13 protein-coding genes are annotated in these 16709 nt (G+C 39.0%); 7 read left to right on the top strand and 6 right to left on the bottom strand.

The window, feature by feature from the left end:
- The first annotated feature begins 135 nt into the window (after positions 1-135).
- The 4 genes from D0T08_RS16620 to D0T08_RS16605 all read left to right on the top strand — a co-directional run bounded on the left by D0T08_RS16620 (position 136) and on the right by D0T08_RS16605 (position 7185).
- Positions 136-2595 carry a beta-propeller fold lactonase family protein gene (locus tag D0T08_RS16620; protein WP_116983803.1) on the top strand — a complete coding sequence of 820 codons (2460 nt, stop codon included), beginning with the start codon at positions 136-138 and terminating at the stop codon, positions 2593-2595.
- A 272-nt stretch (positions 2596-2867) separates the two neighbouring features.
- Positions 2868-3659 (top strand): AraC family transcriptional regulator, encoded by a 792-nt coding sequence (locus D0T08_RS16615; RefSeq protein WP_116983802.1) that lies wholly within the window; start codon positions 2868-2870, stop codon positions 3657-3659.
- 76 nt (positions 3660-3735) lie between these two features.
- Positions 3736-5235: a serine hydrolase gene (locus D0T08_RS16610; protein ID WP_116983801.1), complete on the top strand. Its 1500-nt coding sequence runs from the start codon at positions 3736-3738 to the stop codon at positions 5233-5235.
- Between the two features lie 228 nt (positions 5236-5463).
- Positions 5464-7185 (top strand): hypothetical protein, encoded by a 1722-nt coding sequence (locus D0T08_RS16605; protein ID WP_116984016.1) that lies wholly within the window; start codon positions 5464-5466, stop codon positions 7183-7185.
- Between the two features lie 76 nt (positions 7186-7261).
- Here the strand turns inward: D0T08_RS16605 and D0T08_RS16600 are convergent, their stop codons facing one another.
- Both D0T08_RS16600 and D0T08_RS16595 read right to left on the bottom strand, forming a co-directional pair.
- The gene (locus D0T08_RS16600) at positions 7262-8653 is read right to left on the bottom strand and encodes a S41 family peptidase (protein WP_116983800.1); all 1392 of its coding nucleotides are present in this window, start codon (positions 8651-8653) and stop codon (positions 7262-7264) included.
- Between the two features lie 105 nt (positions 8654-8758).
- Positions 8759-9625, bottom strand: a complete 867-nt coding sequence (locus D0T08_RS16595) for a bestrophin family protein (protein ID WP_116983799.1) — start codon at positions 9623-9625, stop codon at positions 8759-8761.
- A gap of 279 nt (positions 9626-9904) precedes the next feature.
- Between D0T08_RS16595 and D0T08_RS16590 the strand changes: the two genes are divergently transcribed.
- Complete coding sequence (locus D0T08_RS16590) at positions 9905-10420, top strand: histidine phosphatase family protein (protein WP_199538179.1); 516 nt, start codon at positions 9905-9907, stop codon at positions 10418-10420.
- A 24-nt stretch (positions 10421-10444) separates the two neighbouring features.
- Complete coding sequence (locus D0T08_RS27805) at positions 10445-10597, top strand: hypothetical protein (protein ID WP_199538178.1); 153 nt, start codon at positions 10445-10447, stop codon at positions 10595-10597.
- A gap of 82 nt (positions 10598-10679) precedes the next feature.
- Here the strand turns inward: D0T08_RS27805 and D0T08_RS16585 are convergent, their stop codons facing one another.
- The 4 genes from D0T08_RS16585 to fdhD form a co-directional block, all read right to left on the bottom strand.
- Positions 10680-11534 carry an endonuclease/exonuclease/phosphatase family protein gene (locus D0T08_RS16585; protein ID WP_116983797.1) on the bottom strand — a complete coding sequence of 285 codons (855 nt, stop codon included), beginning with the start codon at positions 11532-11534 and terminating at the stop codon, positions 10680-10682.
- A 7-nt stretch (positions 11535-11541) separates the two neighbouring features.
- On the bottom strand, positions 11542-12705 hold the full coding sequence (locus D0T08_RS16580) for an alginate lyase family protein (RefSeq protein ID WP_116984015.1): 1164 nt from the start codon (positions 12703-12705) through the stop codon (positions 11542-11544).
- Positions 12706-12851: 146 nt separating this feature from the next.
- The gene (locus D0T08_RS16575) at positions 12852-15197 is read right to left on the bottom strand and encodes an FdhF/YdeP family oxidoreductase (protein ID WP_116983796.1); all 2346 of its coding nucleotides are present in this window, start codon (positions 15195-15197) and stop codon (positions 12852-12854) included.
- Between the two features lie 4 nt (positions 15198-15201).
- Positions 15202-16056, bottom strand: a complete 855-nt coding sequence (gene fdhD / locus D0T08_RS16570; RefSeq protein WP_116983795.1) for a formate dehydrogenase accessory sulfurtransferase FdhD — start codon at positions 16054-16056, stop codon at positions 15202-15204.
- Positions 16057-16173: 117 nt separating this feature from the next.
- On the opposite strand from fdhD, the gene D0T08_RS16565 reads away from it, so the two are divergent.
- Complete coding sequence (locus D0T08_RS16565) at positions 16174-16506, top strand: hypothetical protein (protein ID WP_116983794.1); 333 nt, start codon at positions 16174-16176, stop codon at positions 16504-16506.
- Positions 16507-16709 lie beyond the last annotated feature (203 nt).

Genomic DNA, 16709 nt, shown 5'->3' with positions numbered 1-16709 from the left:
AATTTTATAAAATTGTCAGATAAAACCAAAGATGACTATCTCGGGTTGCACCACAATTTAATCTCGCATTCAACATTGAAGAGTTTGGCTATTGGTTGGGTCAGGCTCTGTTACTTTTTAACAAACTTTACAAGCATGAAAAACTTAGCCATAATTGCACTGATTCTGAGCTTGATACTCGGTTGTAAAAATCAAAAGACAAACGGCAATCTAACCAGTTCCAGTAGTGCCAACGTTAAAAAACATGGTTTGAAAAGAATAAAATTAACCAATGGCTGGGCATTAACTCCCATAGGCAAAAGCCTGAAATTACAGGATTTACCACTGAATCTGGTAGTTTCTCCCTCAAAAAAGTATCTGGCTGTTACCAATAATGGCCAAAGCACGCAAAGTATCACCCTCATCGATACCGCAACCGAAACAATTTTAGATGATGAACCCATCGAAAAATCGTGGTTAGGTTTAGCCTTTAGTCCTGATGAAAAGTATCTCTACGCATCGGCTGGTAATGATAATAAAATCAATATTTATAAAATTGAGAATAACCAGTTGCAAAAAGATGGTGAGATTATCCTGGATAAACCATGGCCGGTAAAAGTTTCACCGGCAGGACTTTGTGCAACTGATAAGCACATTTTTGTAGTTACTAAAGAAAATAATATGCTGTATCAGTTGGATATTGCTTCCAGAAGTATACTGAAAAAGGTTCCTCTTACGGCGGAAGCCTTTACGTGTGTGCTTTCGCCCGATAAGAGTTTGCTTTACATATCGTCTTGGGGTGGTGCAAAAATCCTGATTTATGACATAGCTGCCTCAAGAGTCACCGATGAAATTGTGGTTGATAAAAACCCGAATGATATGGTGCTTACCAAAGATGGTCAGTACTTATATGTATCTCATGGAAACGATAATACGGTTTCGGTTATTGATACCAGGCAAAAGCAACGTATCGAGACGCTTTCATGCGCACTATATCCCGATTCACCCCTTGGTTCAACACCAAACGGTGTTGCTTTGAGCGACGATGAAGAGTATCTTTTTATAGCTAATGCCGATAATAACTGTCTGGCTGTTTTTGAGGTAGAAGAGAGGGGTAAAAGCCGTTCAATGGGTTTTATTCCTACAGGTTGGTATCCGACTTCTGTCAAAGCAATCGGTAATAAAATTTATGTAACCAATGGTAAAGGGCTTTCGTCTTCTCCTAATCCAAAAGGACCAAATCCTGTGAGTTCCAAGAGTCCACAATTTAAAGGAGCTAACCCTGAGGCAGTGCGTGGCACACAATATATTGGTGGATTGTTTAAAGGAACATTATCAATTTTTGATTTTCCGGATGAAAAAACTTTAGCTGATTATTCAAAAATCGTTTACGAAAACACGCCTTATACTAAAACCAAAGAAATAGAAACTGAAGGACAGAGAGGAAACCCGATTCCGACGAAATTAGGACAGAAGTCGCCTATTAAATATGTTTTTTATGTGATTAAAGAGAACCGTACGTATGATCAGGTTTTGGGTGATATAAAAGGTGGCAATGGTGATACAACTTTATGTTTGTTCCCTGAACGAATTACACCTAATCAGCATGCTTTGGTGAAAGAGTTTGTTTTATTGGACAATTTTTATGTTGATGCCGAAGTCAGTGCTGACGGACACAACTGGTCAACGGCGGCTTATGCCAATGACTATGTGGAGAAGACCTGGGTAACCAGTTATGGTGGTCGTGGTGGTACATATGACTATGAGGGTAGCCGTGAAATTGCCTATCCGAAAAATGGGTTTATCTGGGATTTTGCTCATCGTGTGGGTGTAACTTTCAGGTCTTATGGCGAATTTTCTGAGCAGCGCGCAAAACTACCCAATCTTAAAGAAAATTGTAGTCTGAAATTCCCGGCTTATAATCTTAATATCAAAGATGTGACTCGTTTTGAGGCCTGGAAAGTTGATTTTGATTCTTTACTGGCTATAAACAAGGTACCGAAATTAAGCATTGTTCGTTTGGGTAATGACCATACTGCCGGCGCGAGAGTGGGGATGCCAACTACTGAAGCTATGGTGGCTGATAATGACCTGGCGGTTGGGAAACTGGTTGAACATCTGTCTAAATCTGGTATCTGGGAGCAGTCAGCCATATTTATTCTGGAAGATGATGCACAGAATGGCTCAGACCACGTGGATGCACACCGCTCAACTGCCTATGTGGCAGGGGGTTATGTGAAACGTGGTTACGTGGATCATACCATGTATTCAACCTCAAGTATGTTGCGTACGATGGAGTTAATTCTGGGGATTCCTCCTATGAGCCAATACGATGCTGCTGCTACTCCGATGTGGCGTTGTTTTAGCAAGACGACTGATAGTAAGGGGTTTGTGGCTCGGAAAAATAACATTAATCTGGATGAGCGCAATGTGGCTGTCAATAGAAATTCAATCAAATCAGCTGAATTTGACCTATCGAAACCCGATTTAATTAATGATTTGGAGTTCAGCCAGATTGTATGGCAATCTATTAAAGGACTAAACAGCCCCATGCCTGCGCCTAAAAGAAGTGCATTCCTAGTGCTAAAAGAAGGGGATGATGATGACGACGATTGAAATCAGATATACTGCTAATTTCGGGTGGATTTGATTACTGAGTTCCCACAAATTGTGTGGAGATTTTCAGGCTTGCAGAAAGTTATACACATTCAGTCGAATCAGTTAAAAAAGATTTTGCCAAAAATCTGAAAGATTCAAGTTTAAAAAAAATATGACTCATTCTTAAAACCTCATCTTCGAAGTTTAAAAATATAGAATAAACAATCCACCGCATCAATGTCTTTGCATCAACGGCACAAATATTTACCTTTGATTAAAATTAGCATTCAATGTTGAATTTATCACGTGGAGAATATCAAGGCAGAGTGCACAGCACAGTTTCGACCTCAGGCTTGCTGATTAGCCTAACCGACTATAACCATGAGCAGACGGTACCGGTATTGCACACGCACGAAAACCCTCATCTGAGTTTCGGACTTACAGGGCGTATGGCAGTGGGTAGAAAATCACATGCAGGTCTGAACACCAGTATCGAACAATTCTCTTACGTTCGGGCAGGCGAAGAACATCATATCTCTTTAGTTACGCCCATTGGTAAAAATATTAACCTTGAACTGGAACCGGAATTTTTTAACCGCTATGCACTCAAGGAATCTGATTTTGAAAAAATATCAGGAACTCCCGGTTCGTCTTATATTATGCTGCGACTCTATAAGGAACTACACATGCAGGATAATATCTGCGATGACAGCATTGCTATGTTAATTCTCAATTTACTCCAGTTGCAATCACCAACCATTAAAAATGCATCCCCACGCTGGACGCAGGTAGTGCACGAACTGCTCTGTGATAATTGGGACAGAGAAATATCGCTGAATCAGATTGCCTCAGCAGCCGACATACATCCGGTAACCGTGTCGAAATATTTTGCCAGATATTTCGGTTGCAGTCTAGGAGAATACCGGAGAAGACTAAAAATTGAAAGGGCACTCCATTTAATGAACTCTACTGATAAACCTTTAACTGAAATTGCTTATCTCTGTGCTTTTTTTGATCAGAGTCATTTCATCAGGGCATTCAAAGAGGCTACCGGCTTTTCGCCAAAACAGTTTGTAAAATAGCGATACGCTAATTTCATCCAATTTTCAGGAAATATTACGTGGTAATTTTGCATGTATCCAATTAAATTACAATTACATGAAAAATATTACTTTTAGCCTTCTGTTGATTACATTCAGTACCTATGCCTCTGCACAAAATCTTATACATCAGATTGACAGTCTGGTAACCCTTAAGGTTTCAGAGTATGAGCTCTCTGGAAACGTGCTGGTAGCCGAAAAAGGAAAGATTATCTATCAGCAATCAAATGGTATTGCTAATTCTGTAACAAATACACCCGTTACTTCAGCTTCGGCATTCCATCTGGCTTCCGTCTCCAAATTATTCACATCGATCGCCATTTTGCAGCTTAATGAAAAAGGAAAGCTCAACTTAAATGATCCTGTTAAAAAATACATTCCCGAATTAGATAATGGAGTTATTACGATTAGCCAGCTTTTATCTCACACTTCCGGATTGGCTGATTATCAGATACTGGAAAAACCCTACAATCAGGATACGAGTAAAATATTTACCATCGGTGACATCCCTTTAATCATCAATAATGACAAAAATGCTTTCCGGTCTGCCCCGGGTGAGAAATGGAGTTATTCAAATCCGGGATACAATTTGCTGGCACTCATTATTGAAAAAATAACCAAAACTTCGTTTCCTGACTATCTGAGCAAATATGTATTCAAACCTGCGGGCATGTTGCATACGTATATCAACACTCCATTAATAAAAGTCAATGACCCAAATAGAGTAGTTGGGTATGACTATTTGTATTTTGCACCCTGGGTGTTGCAGAGAGCAGACTCATTAGGACATAACCACATAGAATTACATCATATAGATGGTTTGATTGGCATGGCTAATGTAGTCAGTACCTCAGAAGATCTTCTGAAATTTGACCAATCATTATATATAGGTAAAATAATTAAACAATCCTCACTGGATAAGGCTTTTACCCCTATACGCCTGAATAACGGAGAGTTGGCTGAAACGGGTTGGAAAAACACCAAATCATACTTTGGCCTGGGTTGGTGTATATTAAAAGATTCGACGTATGGTAAAGTAGTATTTCATACAGGCGGAATGCCCGGCGCCGTAACCATGTTTAGCCGGAATATAATCAGAAACCAGACAGTTATCGTGCTCAATAATATAACCCACCGCAGTACGCATAATACGGCCATGAGCCTTATGTACTTGATGAATGGTGGAAAGGCCCAGACAGATAAAAAATCAGTAGCAAACGAGTTTGTCAGAACATTGACTAAACACGATATAAATACTGCCTGGGCTCAGCTAAACAGTATTAAAGCAGATACTGCTCATTTCTACTTAGATGAACATGAAATGAATATGAATGGCATTGGTATGTTCTTTAATAATTACAAAGCAAAGGGAATGGAAGTGCTGAGATTGAACACGGTTTTATTTCCGAACAGTGCAAACGTTTATGACAGCTTGGGGATGGCATTAGCTGATTCGGGAGATAAGCCAAATGCAATTCTAATGTATAAGAAGGCTTTAGCCATTAATCCAAAATTTACAAGCGCGATTAATGCATTGAAAAAGTTAACGGGTGATTAAGCGTTGACAATACTTTTGTCAGGTAAATTTTACTTTCGGAATTTCTACCATTAGGTGGCATAGAAGAAAATATGCACAGAACTCCATGGTTGCGTCTATGCTACCATTCTGAAAAAGAATGGATTTATCCTTAAAATAAGCAAATTAGAAGGGAGTAATAAGTATTTGTAGAATTAATTGAAAAGTGTGTACCTTAGTGTGTCCATGAAACACCTAAACTTTTTAAAGATGAAAAGATTCTTACACTACTTTCTGTATTTGAGCATTCTTCTTCCAGCTTGCAAAAAAAAGTCGGAAAATAATCAGCAGACAAGCAGTAAATCGCCCATGTCAGTCTGTGCTTTGCCTGAGGTAATAGATAAAAAATGGTATTCTTCCAATAAAAAAGCGCCGCTTTTACCAGGGTTAGAGGGTATTAACTTTCCGGTTACTACCAAAAGTGATGAAGCACAAAAATACTTTAACCAGGGGTTAATGCTGGCCTATGGTTTTAATCATGCCGAATCGGCCCGGTCTTTTTTTGAGGTGACAAGACAGGACTCAAGCTGTGCGATGGGCTGGTGGGGATTTGCCTTTGTGTTAGGGCCTAATTATAATGCCGGAATGGAACCTGATAATTTCCAGAGAGCGTATGATGCCGTGCAAAAGGCGCAGAGACTTTCGGCCGGTGCTACATCAAAAGAAAAAGATCTGATTCAGGCATTAAGCCAGCGTTATTCTAATGATTCGGCTATTCCACGTGCTCAGTTAGACTTGGCTTATATGGATGCCATGAGACATGTTTATAAAAAGTATCAGAATGATGCAGATGTGGCTACGCTTTTTGCTGAGTCTGTTATGGATTTACATCCCTGGCAATTATGGAAAAACGATGGAACCATGCAACCCTGGACACCTGAAATTGTAGAGGTACTAGAGAAAGCATTACAGATAAATCCTAAACATGCAGGTGCCAACCATTTCTATATTCATGCACAGGAAATGTCGCAGCATGCAGAGACGGCTTTGACAAGCGCTAAGTTACTTGAAACACTAGTGCCGGGTGCGGGGCATTTGATTCATATGCCATCGCATATCTATATCCGGATCGGGAAGTATCATGAAGGAGTAATAGTTAATCAACAAGCATCGTTGGTTGATAGTTTGTATGTAGAAGCGTGCCATGCGCAGGGGGCATATCCGCTAGGATATTATCCTCACAATTACCATTTCATTGCGGCTTGCGGAACCCTGAGTGGTGAGAGTAAGCATGCAATAATTGGCGCAAAGCAAACGGCAGACCATGCCCATAAAAAACTGATGCTTGACCCTGCCTGGGGTACTCTACAGCATTATTATACAATTCCGTGGTATGTACAGGTAAAACTGGGTTTGTGGGATGATATTCTAATATCAAAGGCTCCTGAGAAAAACTTGAAATATCCTTCAGTAATATGGCATTATGCTCAGGCAATGGCCATGATTTCGCAAAATAAAACGACAGCAGCCAAGGAGCATCTAACTGAAATGAAAAGTATTCTTAAGGATACAACTATAAAAAACATAACCATCTGGAATATCAATAATGTATATGATTTGTGTGTAATTGCTGCGAAGACCGTGGAAGGAGAGATTAATGCCAAAGAAAAGAATTATGCACAATCAATTGCGCTATTAAAGGAAGCTGTTGCTAAAGAAGATGCACTTAATTATAACGAGCCTGCCGATTGGTTCTTTTCTGTCCGCCATCATCTGGGCGCTATATTAATTGAGGGAGAAAAATATGAGGAAGCAATTAAGGTTTATGAGCAGGATTTAAAAACGTATCCCAAAAACGGTTGGGCGCTCAAAGGGCTAATGAATGTGTACGATAAAACAGGGGACAAGAAAAAATATGGCGTGGTAAAACAGCAATTTGATGAAGCATGGAAATATGCTGATATTAAAATTGCTTCTTCCAGACTTTTATAAATTTGACTTTACCCGTATAAAAATACCGATGGACTGCTCCATCGGTATTTTTTATGTATCATTAAAATGAATCTTCTTATTTCGGGAAAGTTACGTACATCTCCTTACGGTTCTGATATGGGTTTTCAGACTCGTTTACTTTCAAAGGTTCGCCTTTCATCTCTGAAATAGATACGCGGGCATTAGGCGCAATTTGTTGTGTAGCTACCTGTCCGGTAATCAGCTCCAATGCTTTTTTCAAAAGGGTCTCGCTTTCGTCACCCCAAGGTTTAAAAGGAATCACATTGTCTGTTACGGCGTAGTCAGGAGTAAACCCATTCTTTGTCCCATAGTTTGACTCACCTTTAGAGTTGATGGTTTTCAGAACGATTGGTTGCATAGCCCATTTCCAACGTTTTTGTGAGTCAGATATAGTTACTGAACCTACGTTTTTCCCATAAGTATGAGCGCCAATCAGAATAACATCCATATAGGGTCTTAGTCCGTTGATAATCAACTCACTGGCAGAGGCTGTTCCAGTTGAAGTTAGTACATATAAACGATTCAGTGTTCCTAAGTTATTTGGTTCATTTCTGAATTTTGTAGGTGTAGTGTAAGACGGTCTGTCTTTCGTTACATTGGCATTCCACTCGTCACTATGAATCACATTATCTGTATTCAGATTCTTCACAATCAATGAAGCCAGAACATCGGCAGAAGAAATATATCCACCAGGATTCAGTCTTAAATCAAGCACCAATTCATTTACGCCTTTACTTTTGAAATCAGCAAATACTTGTCTAAGATTAGCATCAAAAGTACTGATAAACTGGCTGTATACCAGATACCCGATTTTCTTATTACCTTTTTCAATCACTTTCGAGAAGTGTACAGGGTTATCCTGCACTTCAGCTTTAGTTACCTGTACCGTAGTACCATTTAGAGAAAAAACATTACTAGCAACTTTTCCCAGACCAAAAGTAGCTGTCTCTGGACTCATTAGTGTATTATAATTGTTTTTATCCAGCTGTGTACCGTTCACTGTCAGAATAATATCTCCACGTTTCAACCCGGCTTTTTCGGCAGGGCTACCTTTTATAACATACGTAACAAAAAATCCTACGTTAGTCTGTGCGTTATCAAGATAGTAGATGGTATACTTCATGCCAAAAACTTTATTGATTCCGTTTAACGAGTTGGTAAGTGCCTCTACATCTTCCTGAATCCACGAAAAACGATCGGTATTTGGATAGTCATTTAATAATGTATAGAAATAGTCTTCCGGAGAATCATTAGTAGTTTTCTTTGCAGGCATCTGGTCTGACCATAAGTACCAATACTTCATATTGTCATAAACCCAATTATTAATAGTTTGATTGGTAGTATCGGTATTGCCTGGCGCAGGTTCATTTTTGTCTACTTTACAGGAGAGAACACTCCCTGTTAAAAATAGGCCCAAAATCAGAGATTTTGCGGATGTAAATTTCATGTTCAAAAGTATATTTAGCGTTCAGTTATATTGACGTAAGTAATTAACGATAGGTTGCTGAATTTGTTTTACTTTAGTAAATATACTTTACTTTCGATGAAATACCTACAAAATTTCAGCCAAATTCCCCTTGATGTTTTTCACAATAGTGTCAAGCCCTAAATCATTAGCATCTGTCCCGAAAGGCTCTTCAATCTCTTCTGCCATAATTTCTATCCCTGCAAAAGCATAAAATACAAGCGTTACAATTGGGATAGACCAGAATTTGTATTCCAAAACAGCCGTAATTGGCATGGTAAACACATAAATAAAAATGATTTTCTTGATGAAAATATTATAAGAAACCGGAATGGGGGTGTTCTTAATCCGCTCACAAGCCCCAAGGTTATCAGTAAAAGATGAAATTTCATTATTGAGCACAATTAGCTGCTCGGCATTAATAATGCCAGACTTGTGCAATTGATGAATTTCGGTATAAATAGCCTGACATATTCTGTTCGGAATATGTTTGAAAGTTTTGTAGTAGTCCTGATCATATACTTCCGTAAAAACCAGGTTCTCTATATGTACTTTTCCACGCAGGTGGTCTTTTACCGCATGTACATAATTGCCTATCAGGATTTTTAAAGTTTCCTTTGCCGGATGGTTTTCAGGTAAAAAAGTAGCTAATTTTAAAGCAAAATTTCTTGAATTATTAACAAAACTACCCCATAATCTACGGCCTTCCCACCATCTGTCGTAAGCTGTATTCGTTCTGAAAACAAGCAGTAAAGACAATACAAATCCTACTAAAGAGTGAACGGTAAGCGGATTTTTAATAGGCACATAATGCAGGATATTATTTTCTATATAAGCAAATACGGCAGTATAAGCAGCCAGACCCAGCATGGCAGGCATTAGTTTACGGAAAGTATCTGCTTTGTGAAAGTAGAAAATGAATTTCCACCAATTCTTTGGGTTATAATCAATCATAAATTTGTGGGTAGTTTGCCTGAGGGCTTTTTATATGTTAATTGAGCTATATTGCTGCAAATATAATTTTTTTGGACAATACTGCTAAAACTGAAAAACAGAATGATTGCTCTTTTGGTTGTAATAGTAAAGGTTTGAATGAGATTTAAAAAACATTTCCAGTTAAAAATACTGATTCAGATACTTTCTGATTTGGAGGATAATTTTTTATGAATAATTCAGAAAAATTTAATTAATTTCTAAGAATGCTTGTATATTCGTGCCAAAACCGTTGAAAATATGAAAAAACTGCTTTATTTAGTTCGTCATGCTACCGCTGAAGAAGGGGGGAATACTCCTATGTTTCGGGATTTTGACCGTAACCTTACTTCACATGGTATCATCGAATCGGCCCGTATGGGGAAATTTTTAGCAGAAAAAGGTATAAAAATTGAGTTATTGGTAAGTAGTGCCGCCGACCGCTGTAAATCGACTGCCAAGATTTTTGCTGAACAATTACATAAAGATGCTGATGAAATTGTTTTAGATGAGGCTATTTATGGGGGAGGAGCAAGGGCTTATCTGGCAGCTTTGAACAACCTGGACGACAAAGTAAAATCAGTGGCTATTTTTGGGCACAACCCTGATATTACTTTTTTTGCTGAGTATCTTACCCGTGCTGATATTGGTGGGTCTATGGAAAAAGCTGGGGTTGTTGTAATAGAGTTTGAGAATGTTAAATGGGCTGAAATCTCGAACAAGAGTGGTAAATTTTTAAACTCCTATTCACCGGGCAACATTGCAAAAACTGAATAGTAATTAAGTTTTGTTTTTAATTGAATGGCAAATAATACTAAAGGCACTAACAATCGCCTTATTTTCAGAATTATATTTATTTTATTCCTGGCTATAGTCATCTGGTTTTTATACGATTTATCACGCCAGACTACAGCCCCCTGGAATAAGAAAAAACAGATTGAACGTGCTTTCTGATGTAGCGTTCAATCTGTTTTTTATTGATTTTTTTCATTAATCACCCATTCACCGGGCGTCGGTTGCTCAATCACTCAATTAATCAGAACGATAGCGTAGCTAACACAGGATGATGGTCAGAGGCAAATCTACCATTCCACGACATCGAAATCGTTGCATGCTTTTTGACTTTGAAGTCTCCATTTTTTACAAAAATATAATCAATTCTCATCCCCTCTTGTTCTTTTGACTGAAAACCTGTAAACGAGCTATAAGGCCCGAAATGGGGGGTGAGCGATATGTTTTCAGTATCAAGCAAATGGTCTGGGTTAGCCATATCTGTGAGAATCTGAATGGGTTCTTTACTTGGAGCGGCATTAAAATCACCTGTAATAATGGTAGGGGTGATGCCAGCAATTTCTTTAATTTTCGATAACAATAGTTTGGCACTTTCTCTACGGGCTATGACTGCCTCATGGTCGAAATGAGTATTGAAAACGAAGAAGATTTTCTTATCAACTATGCGTTCAAATTTGGCGTAAGTAACAATGCGATTATACTTAGCTTCCCAGCCTAAACCTACTGTCTCAGGATGTTGATTCAGCCAGAAAGTATTCGTTTGTAGCATCGTGTACTTATCTTTCCTGTAAAAGATACACGAAAATTCTCCAGCTTCTTTGCCATCGTCACGGCCTTTGCCAACCCATGCATAAGTATCAGGCAATAAGGCTTCAAGGTCTTGGATCTGGCTATAGAAGGCTTCCTGCATGCCACAAATATCAGCATCAAAGTAGGTAAGAATACTTGCCAGATTATTTTTGCGATTATTCCACTGATTATCACCATCGGAAGCAATGCCCAAACGGATATTGTAGGTCATAACATTCATGTCTTTTTGTGCAAAACTCACTTGGGCTAAACTGAAAATAAGAACGACTAAAAGAGAGATTTTTTTCATACAACATTTAAAACCAAATAATTGGATTTCTTATAGGTAAATTTCTGATTACTTCTTCGGTGGTTGGATTATGCTCTAAACTTTTCCAGGTTTGTAGCCAATTATTTTGCTGAAAATTAGCTGCTCCAAAAACAAGAAAAGGCTGAGCCACAGGCCAGTCATTCCAGTACATCACATCTTGTTTAAAAGACCATTTGCTTTTATCTGCCACATAAGGATACATAAATTCAATGCCTTTTTTGATGGTCTGTCCTTCGGGTGTGCTAAATTCCCAGAGATTATCCTGCTCGGTTGAGAGTATCTGGCATATCATCACCATGGCATCTAAATTGAATAACGAATAGCCGTAAGGTTTGGTACGACCAAGTTCCAAAGGAAAACTACCATTGGCTGCCATTTGCCTGGGTAATAGAACTGTTTTATAGCGATTGCGGCAAAACTCAAGCAGATTTTGATTATTAGTCAATTTGGCAAATGAGGCTACCTGCATCACCCAGCACGTACCATGGTTATTCTTGGCTTCCATTTCTTCTTTACCATATGGATGGGTGGTGAGCCAGTTGAGGTACTCGGCGAACCAGTTTTTTATATCGGCCAGTAGCTTTTTATCAATATTAGCTGCTTTCTCCATTTTAATTATTCCTTGCGCTACTTCCATCAAATGAATGGTATCTATAATACCAATACCTCTGCCTGATACTTTACGGGTAATGGCTTGTGCATAGAGTAGCGATGGATTCATTCTGGTAGCAGGATTAACAAACCAAGCCTCTAAATGCTTAGAAGCTTGAGCCACATATTGTGGATTGTTCGTCAATACATACGCCGATGCTAAACTGCCAATAATCTTGCTGAACCGAATCACAGCTAAACGGTGGGCAACAAAATTATCGGGATTGGTCAAACCATCTTTCTGAATATATGGTCCATCAGGATTGGCTGGGTCAGGCCACCAATAATCTCCTTCTGAATAAAAATCATGAATTGTCCCCTGACTGCGGATACTACTACTGGCTGTAACTGTAACAGGGGCTTGCTTCATAGCCCAATCGGCTTGGCTTAATATTTGTTTTCGAAGAGTTTCAGTAACTTGTTGTTTGACTGTTCCTTGCGCCGAAACAGTCAGTGTTAAAAACAAGCAACAAATGATATATATTGTTCTTTTTTCCATAATGAAGAATCTCCAAATCCACTTTTTGATTGGGTTCGGGGGCATGTGAGGTTGTGCATGAATAGAAAAGGAAATAAGTATAAGTAATAGTGGTTTCATAGAGGTGTAGGTTGTACCAGATTGTGGCTGAAAGGTACAAATTTTTTCTATTTCGCAAATACAATCGCACCCGATTCTACTACCGGTTCAATGGTAATTACTACCGATTTTGAAGTGGGTGTCTGGCTTATATCTGCATAGCTATCGATAGGTACTAAGACATTTGCCTCTGGAAAATAAGTGGCTACGCATTTAGCAGGAATACTATATGGAACTATAATAAATCTTTCGGCAATGCGGGCAACATCTCCGAAATGATTATGGAGATTCACTACCTGATAAGTCTGTAAACCTGCTGCTTTGATATCCGATTCGTTCATCAAAATAATCCTACGTTCATTATAAATACCCCTGTAACGGTCGTTTAAGCCATATACAGTTGTATTAAACTGGTCATGGCTTCTGATGGTCATCATCAGATATTCCTCTTCTTTTAATTGAATCGTATGCAAAACATTGATACTAAACTTGGCTTTCTTTGTATCGGTAGCAAATTTCTTGGTACGTGGGGCATTAGGCAGATAAAAGCCTCCATCTTGTCTCACTCTCACATTATAATTTTCAAAGCCGTCAATACTCTGCTCAATCACGTCTCTGATATGGTCGTAATTGGAGATTAGGTATTCCCAATTGGCGGTAGAAGGTTTATTACCTAAAGTAGCGTTAGCAATACCTGCAATTATCGCAGGTTCACTCAGAAGTGTTTCAGCAGGTGGAGTTAATACTCCCTGACTGCTATGCACCACACCCATAGAATTTTCGACGCTCACAAATTGATTACCAGTGGCTTGCTGGTCAATATCAGTTCTGCCCAGACAAGGCAATATTAAAGCAGTTTTACCATGTACTAAATGACTACGATTCAATTTTGTGGAAACATGGGCTGTTAAATCACAATTTTGCAGGGCTTTGGCTGTAAACTCAGTGTCTGGTGTAGCTGATAAGAAATTACCACCCATGGCTATGAATACGCTGGCTTTTTTCTCAGCCATGGCTTTGATTGCTTCTACTGTATCGTAGCCATTTTTACGAGGCGGCGAAAACTGGAAAACTTCTTTCAGTTTATTCAAAAACTCAGCTTTTGGTTTTTCATATATCCCCATTGTGCGGTCACCCTGTACATTTGAATGTCCACGTACCGGACAAGTACCTGCACCCTCTTTACCAATACTGCCTTTGAGCAAAAGTAAATTCACTACTTCTCTGATAGTAGGCACAGAGTTTTTATGCTGGGTAAGCCCCATTGCCCAACAAATGATAATTTTATCATGATTGATCAATAGTTGAGCTGCTTCCTGTATTTCATTGAGCGGAACGCCACAATCGGCCGCCAGGCTTTCTAACTCATATTTTTTCAGGTCTTCAACTAATGCTTCATATCCCTCGGTATGGTCTTTAATGAACTCTTTATCTAATACATTACCTTTCTTTTCCTCTGCTTCTAACAGGATTTTATTAAAGGCTTTCAGAAGTGCCAAATCTCCATTAATTCGAACTTGTAAGTAAGTGTCTGTCAGTTTTTCGCCGCCAAACAATAAGTCTTTTACTTCCTGTGGATGGTTGAATTGTAGCAGACCTGTCTCTATCAGTGGATTGATAGACATGATTTTTGCCCCTGCTCTTTTGGCTTTTTCAAGCGCAGTCAGCATTCTTGGGTGATTAGTGCCCGGGTTTTGCCCTAAAATCATAATCACTTCTGCTTTCTCAAAATCGTCAAGCTTTACCGAACCTTTACCTAAACCTAAAGTCTCTCCCAAAGCCGAACCACTCGATTCGTGACACATATTCGAGCAATCGGGTAGATTATTGGTTCCATACATTCTCACAAAAAGCTGATAGAGAAAAGCGGCCTCGTTACTTGTCCTGCCAGAGGTATAGAAAATAGCTTCGTCAGGTGAGGCTAATTGATTAAGATATTGACCAATTAATTGAAAGGCCTCTTCCCAGGCTATCTTTTCATAATGCGTTTGTCCCTCCCGCAGGATCATCGGATGCGTTAATCGGCCTTGTTGTCCGAGCCAATAGTCAGATTTCTGAGAAAGTTCTGTTACTGAATATTTCTGAAAGAATACGGGCGTTACTTTTAGCGTTGTGGCTTCTTCTGCAATGGCTTTGGCGCCATTTTCACAGTACTCGGCTATTCTTGAGCGGTGTCCATCAGGGTCGGGCCAGGCACAACTGGGGCAATCAATGCCTCCTTTTTGATTCAGATGCAGTAATGCTTTTAATCCTCTACCCACAGGCATAGCCCCAAAAACGTGTTTTAATGATGAATATACCGCTTTCACTCCGGCAGCTTCTTTGGCGGGTTTATCTGTTTCAATACCTGTAAAATCGATAGGAGTCAGCGGATTAACGCTGTTTTTGTTATGATCAATCTGCTCTTTTTTCATACGCTCAATTCATTACTTTTGCGCTTCCACTGTAAATATTAAAACTATGTTCTCTTGAAAAACCTATCAGGGTCATTCCAAAGGTCTGGGCGGTTTCAATGGCCAAACTTGAAGGAGCCCCTACACAAACCATGATTGAAATACCTGCCATGACTGCTTTCTGAATCAACTCAAAACTTGCCCGGCTACTCATAAACAATAAAGTATCAGAGAGTGGAAACAGGTTTTTTTGTAATGCTGCTCCAATCACTTTATCTAAAGCATTGTGTCGACCAATGTCTTCGCGTAACAATAATAAATCTCCCTTGTTGGGGTCCTTTAGTTTTATCAAGGCTGCCACATGAGAGCCACCTGTATGTTTAAAGAAAACCTGTCTTTCCTCAACAATGTTTGGTAATTGATAAATAAAATCAGACGAAACTTTTAACGAGGAAACTGTAGGAACAGGGCATAGTATCTGAATCGCTTCAATAGAAGCTTTGCCACAAATACCACAACTGGACGTGGTATATGAGTACCGTTCTAATTTCTGAAAATCTAATTTAACCGTTGGGTCTAATTCTATTCTGATAATATTCTCCTGAATTTGTTGTTGATTATCAGTACAATAATGAATAGATATGATCTGGCTGAAATGCTTAATTATACCCTCTGTAAACAAAAATCCCAGGGCTAACTCAAAATCATGACCTGTGGGAGTTCGCATAGTCACATAAACACTTTTCTGTTGACGTTTATCTTCGGCTCCATAACCCACTCTGATTTCCAGGGGTTCTTCAACCACCACCAAATCAGGTTTTTCAAATGGCTCATGACCATTGAACTTGATAATAGTGTCTGATTTGACGGAGTTTATCATGTTTAAGAAATTGTGTTTTTATCTTAACAAGAATCTATCAATTAAGGTTTTGACAGGGAGAACTGATGCACTAATCTGATACAAATTAAATAGATAGGATTGATTAGTCTTTTTATAATGCTAAAAAATCAGAGAGAAATTTGTGAATTATATTTGCCTATAGTAGAGATTGGGCGTCTCGCAGTGCGGAGAATAACGCAACAGTTTGATTTCACCAAAAAACTCCTTAAATACTTTGAAAGCACAATTCTAATTTGGAAATTTAAGGGCCACCCAGTAGTGAATTACAATTTAAATAACATTATCGCTATGGAGGATAAGAAAAAGAAAATCGGGACAGACGGAAAAGGTTACCAACACGGTGGGAACCTTTTTGAACGAGAAAGTGGTGGATTCCAAGCGCCAGCCACTCAAGCCGCATCAGAAAAGGTGACCAATGGGGACGCCTAGTTATGGTGGGAACCTTTTTTGCTGAAGACGAGATAATTAGTGTCAAGCACAAAAGCGGAATCGAAAAAGGTTACCAGCATTGCACTGCCCCCAAAAAGTTAGACACATCTTGAGGGTATTTGTATGAGAAAGAGAAACAAATATACTTATGAGTTTAAGCTTCACTGTGTAGAAGCAGTTTTAAAAGAATATCGTTCCATTAT

Source organism: Emticicia sp. C21, assembly GCF_003418935.1.
Classification (GTDB): domain Bacteria; phylum Bacteroidota; class Bacteroidia; order Cytophagales; family Spirosomataceae; genus Emticicia.
This window is presented reverse-complemented; position numbering and strand designations above follow the sequence as displayed.

Bases quoted from the DNA above. Each gene is read 5' to 3' on its own strand.
- D0T08_RS16620 (WP_116983803.1), top strand. From the start codon at position 136: ATGAAAAACTTAGCCATAATTGCACTGATTCTGAGCTTGATACTCGGT.
- D0T08_RS16615 (WP_116983802.1), top strand. From the start codon at position 2,868: ATGTTGAATTTATCACGTGGAGAATATCAAGGCAGAGTGCACAGCACA.
- D0T08_RS16610 (WP_116983801.1), top strand. From the start codon at position 3,736: ATGAAAAATATTACTTTTAGCCTTCTGTTGATTACATTCAGTACCTAT.
- D0T08_RS16605 (WP_116984016.1), top strand. From the start codon at position 5,464: ATGAAAAGATTCTTACACTACTTTCTGTATTTGAGCATTCTTCTTCCA.
- D0T08_RS16600 (WP_116983800.1), bottom strand. From the start codon at position 8,653: ATGAAATTTACATCCGCAAAATCTCTGATTTTGGGCCTATTTTTAACA.
- D0T08_RS16595 (WP_116983799.1), bottom strand. From the start codon at position 9,625: ATGATTGATTATAACCCAAAGAATTGGTGGAAATTCATTTTCTACTTT.
- D0T08_RS16590 (WP_199538179.1), top strand. From the start codon at position 9,905: ATGAAAAAACTGCTTTATTTAGTTCGTCATGCTACCGCTGAAGAAGGG.
- D0T08_RS27805 (WP_199538178.1), top strand. From the start codon at position 10,445: ATGGCAAATAATACTAAAGGCACTAACAATCGCCTTATTTTCAGAATT.
- D0T08_RS16585 (WP_116983797.1), bottom strand. From the start codon at position 11,534: ATGAAAAAAATCTCTCTTTTAGTCGTTCTTATTTTCAGTTTAGCCCAA.
- D0T08_RS16580 (WP_116984015.1), bottom strand. From the start codon at position 12,705: ATGGAAAAAAGAACAATATATATCATTTGTTGCTTGTTTTTAACACTG.
- D0T08_RS16575 (WP_116983796.1), bottom strand. From the start codon at position 15,197: ATGAAAAAAGAGCAGATTGATCATAACAAAAACAGCGTTAATCCGCTG.
- fdhD (WP_116983795.1), bottom strand. From the start codon at position 16,056: ATGATAAACTCCGTCAAATCAGACACTATTATCAAGTTCAATGGTCAT.
- D0T08_RS16565 (WP_116983794.1), top strand. From the start codon at position 16,174: ATGCTAAAAAATCAGAGAGAAATTTGTGAATTATATTTGCCTATAGTA.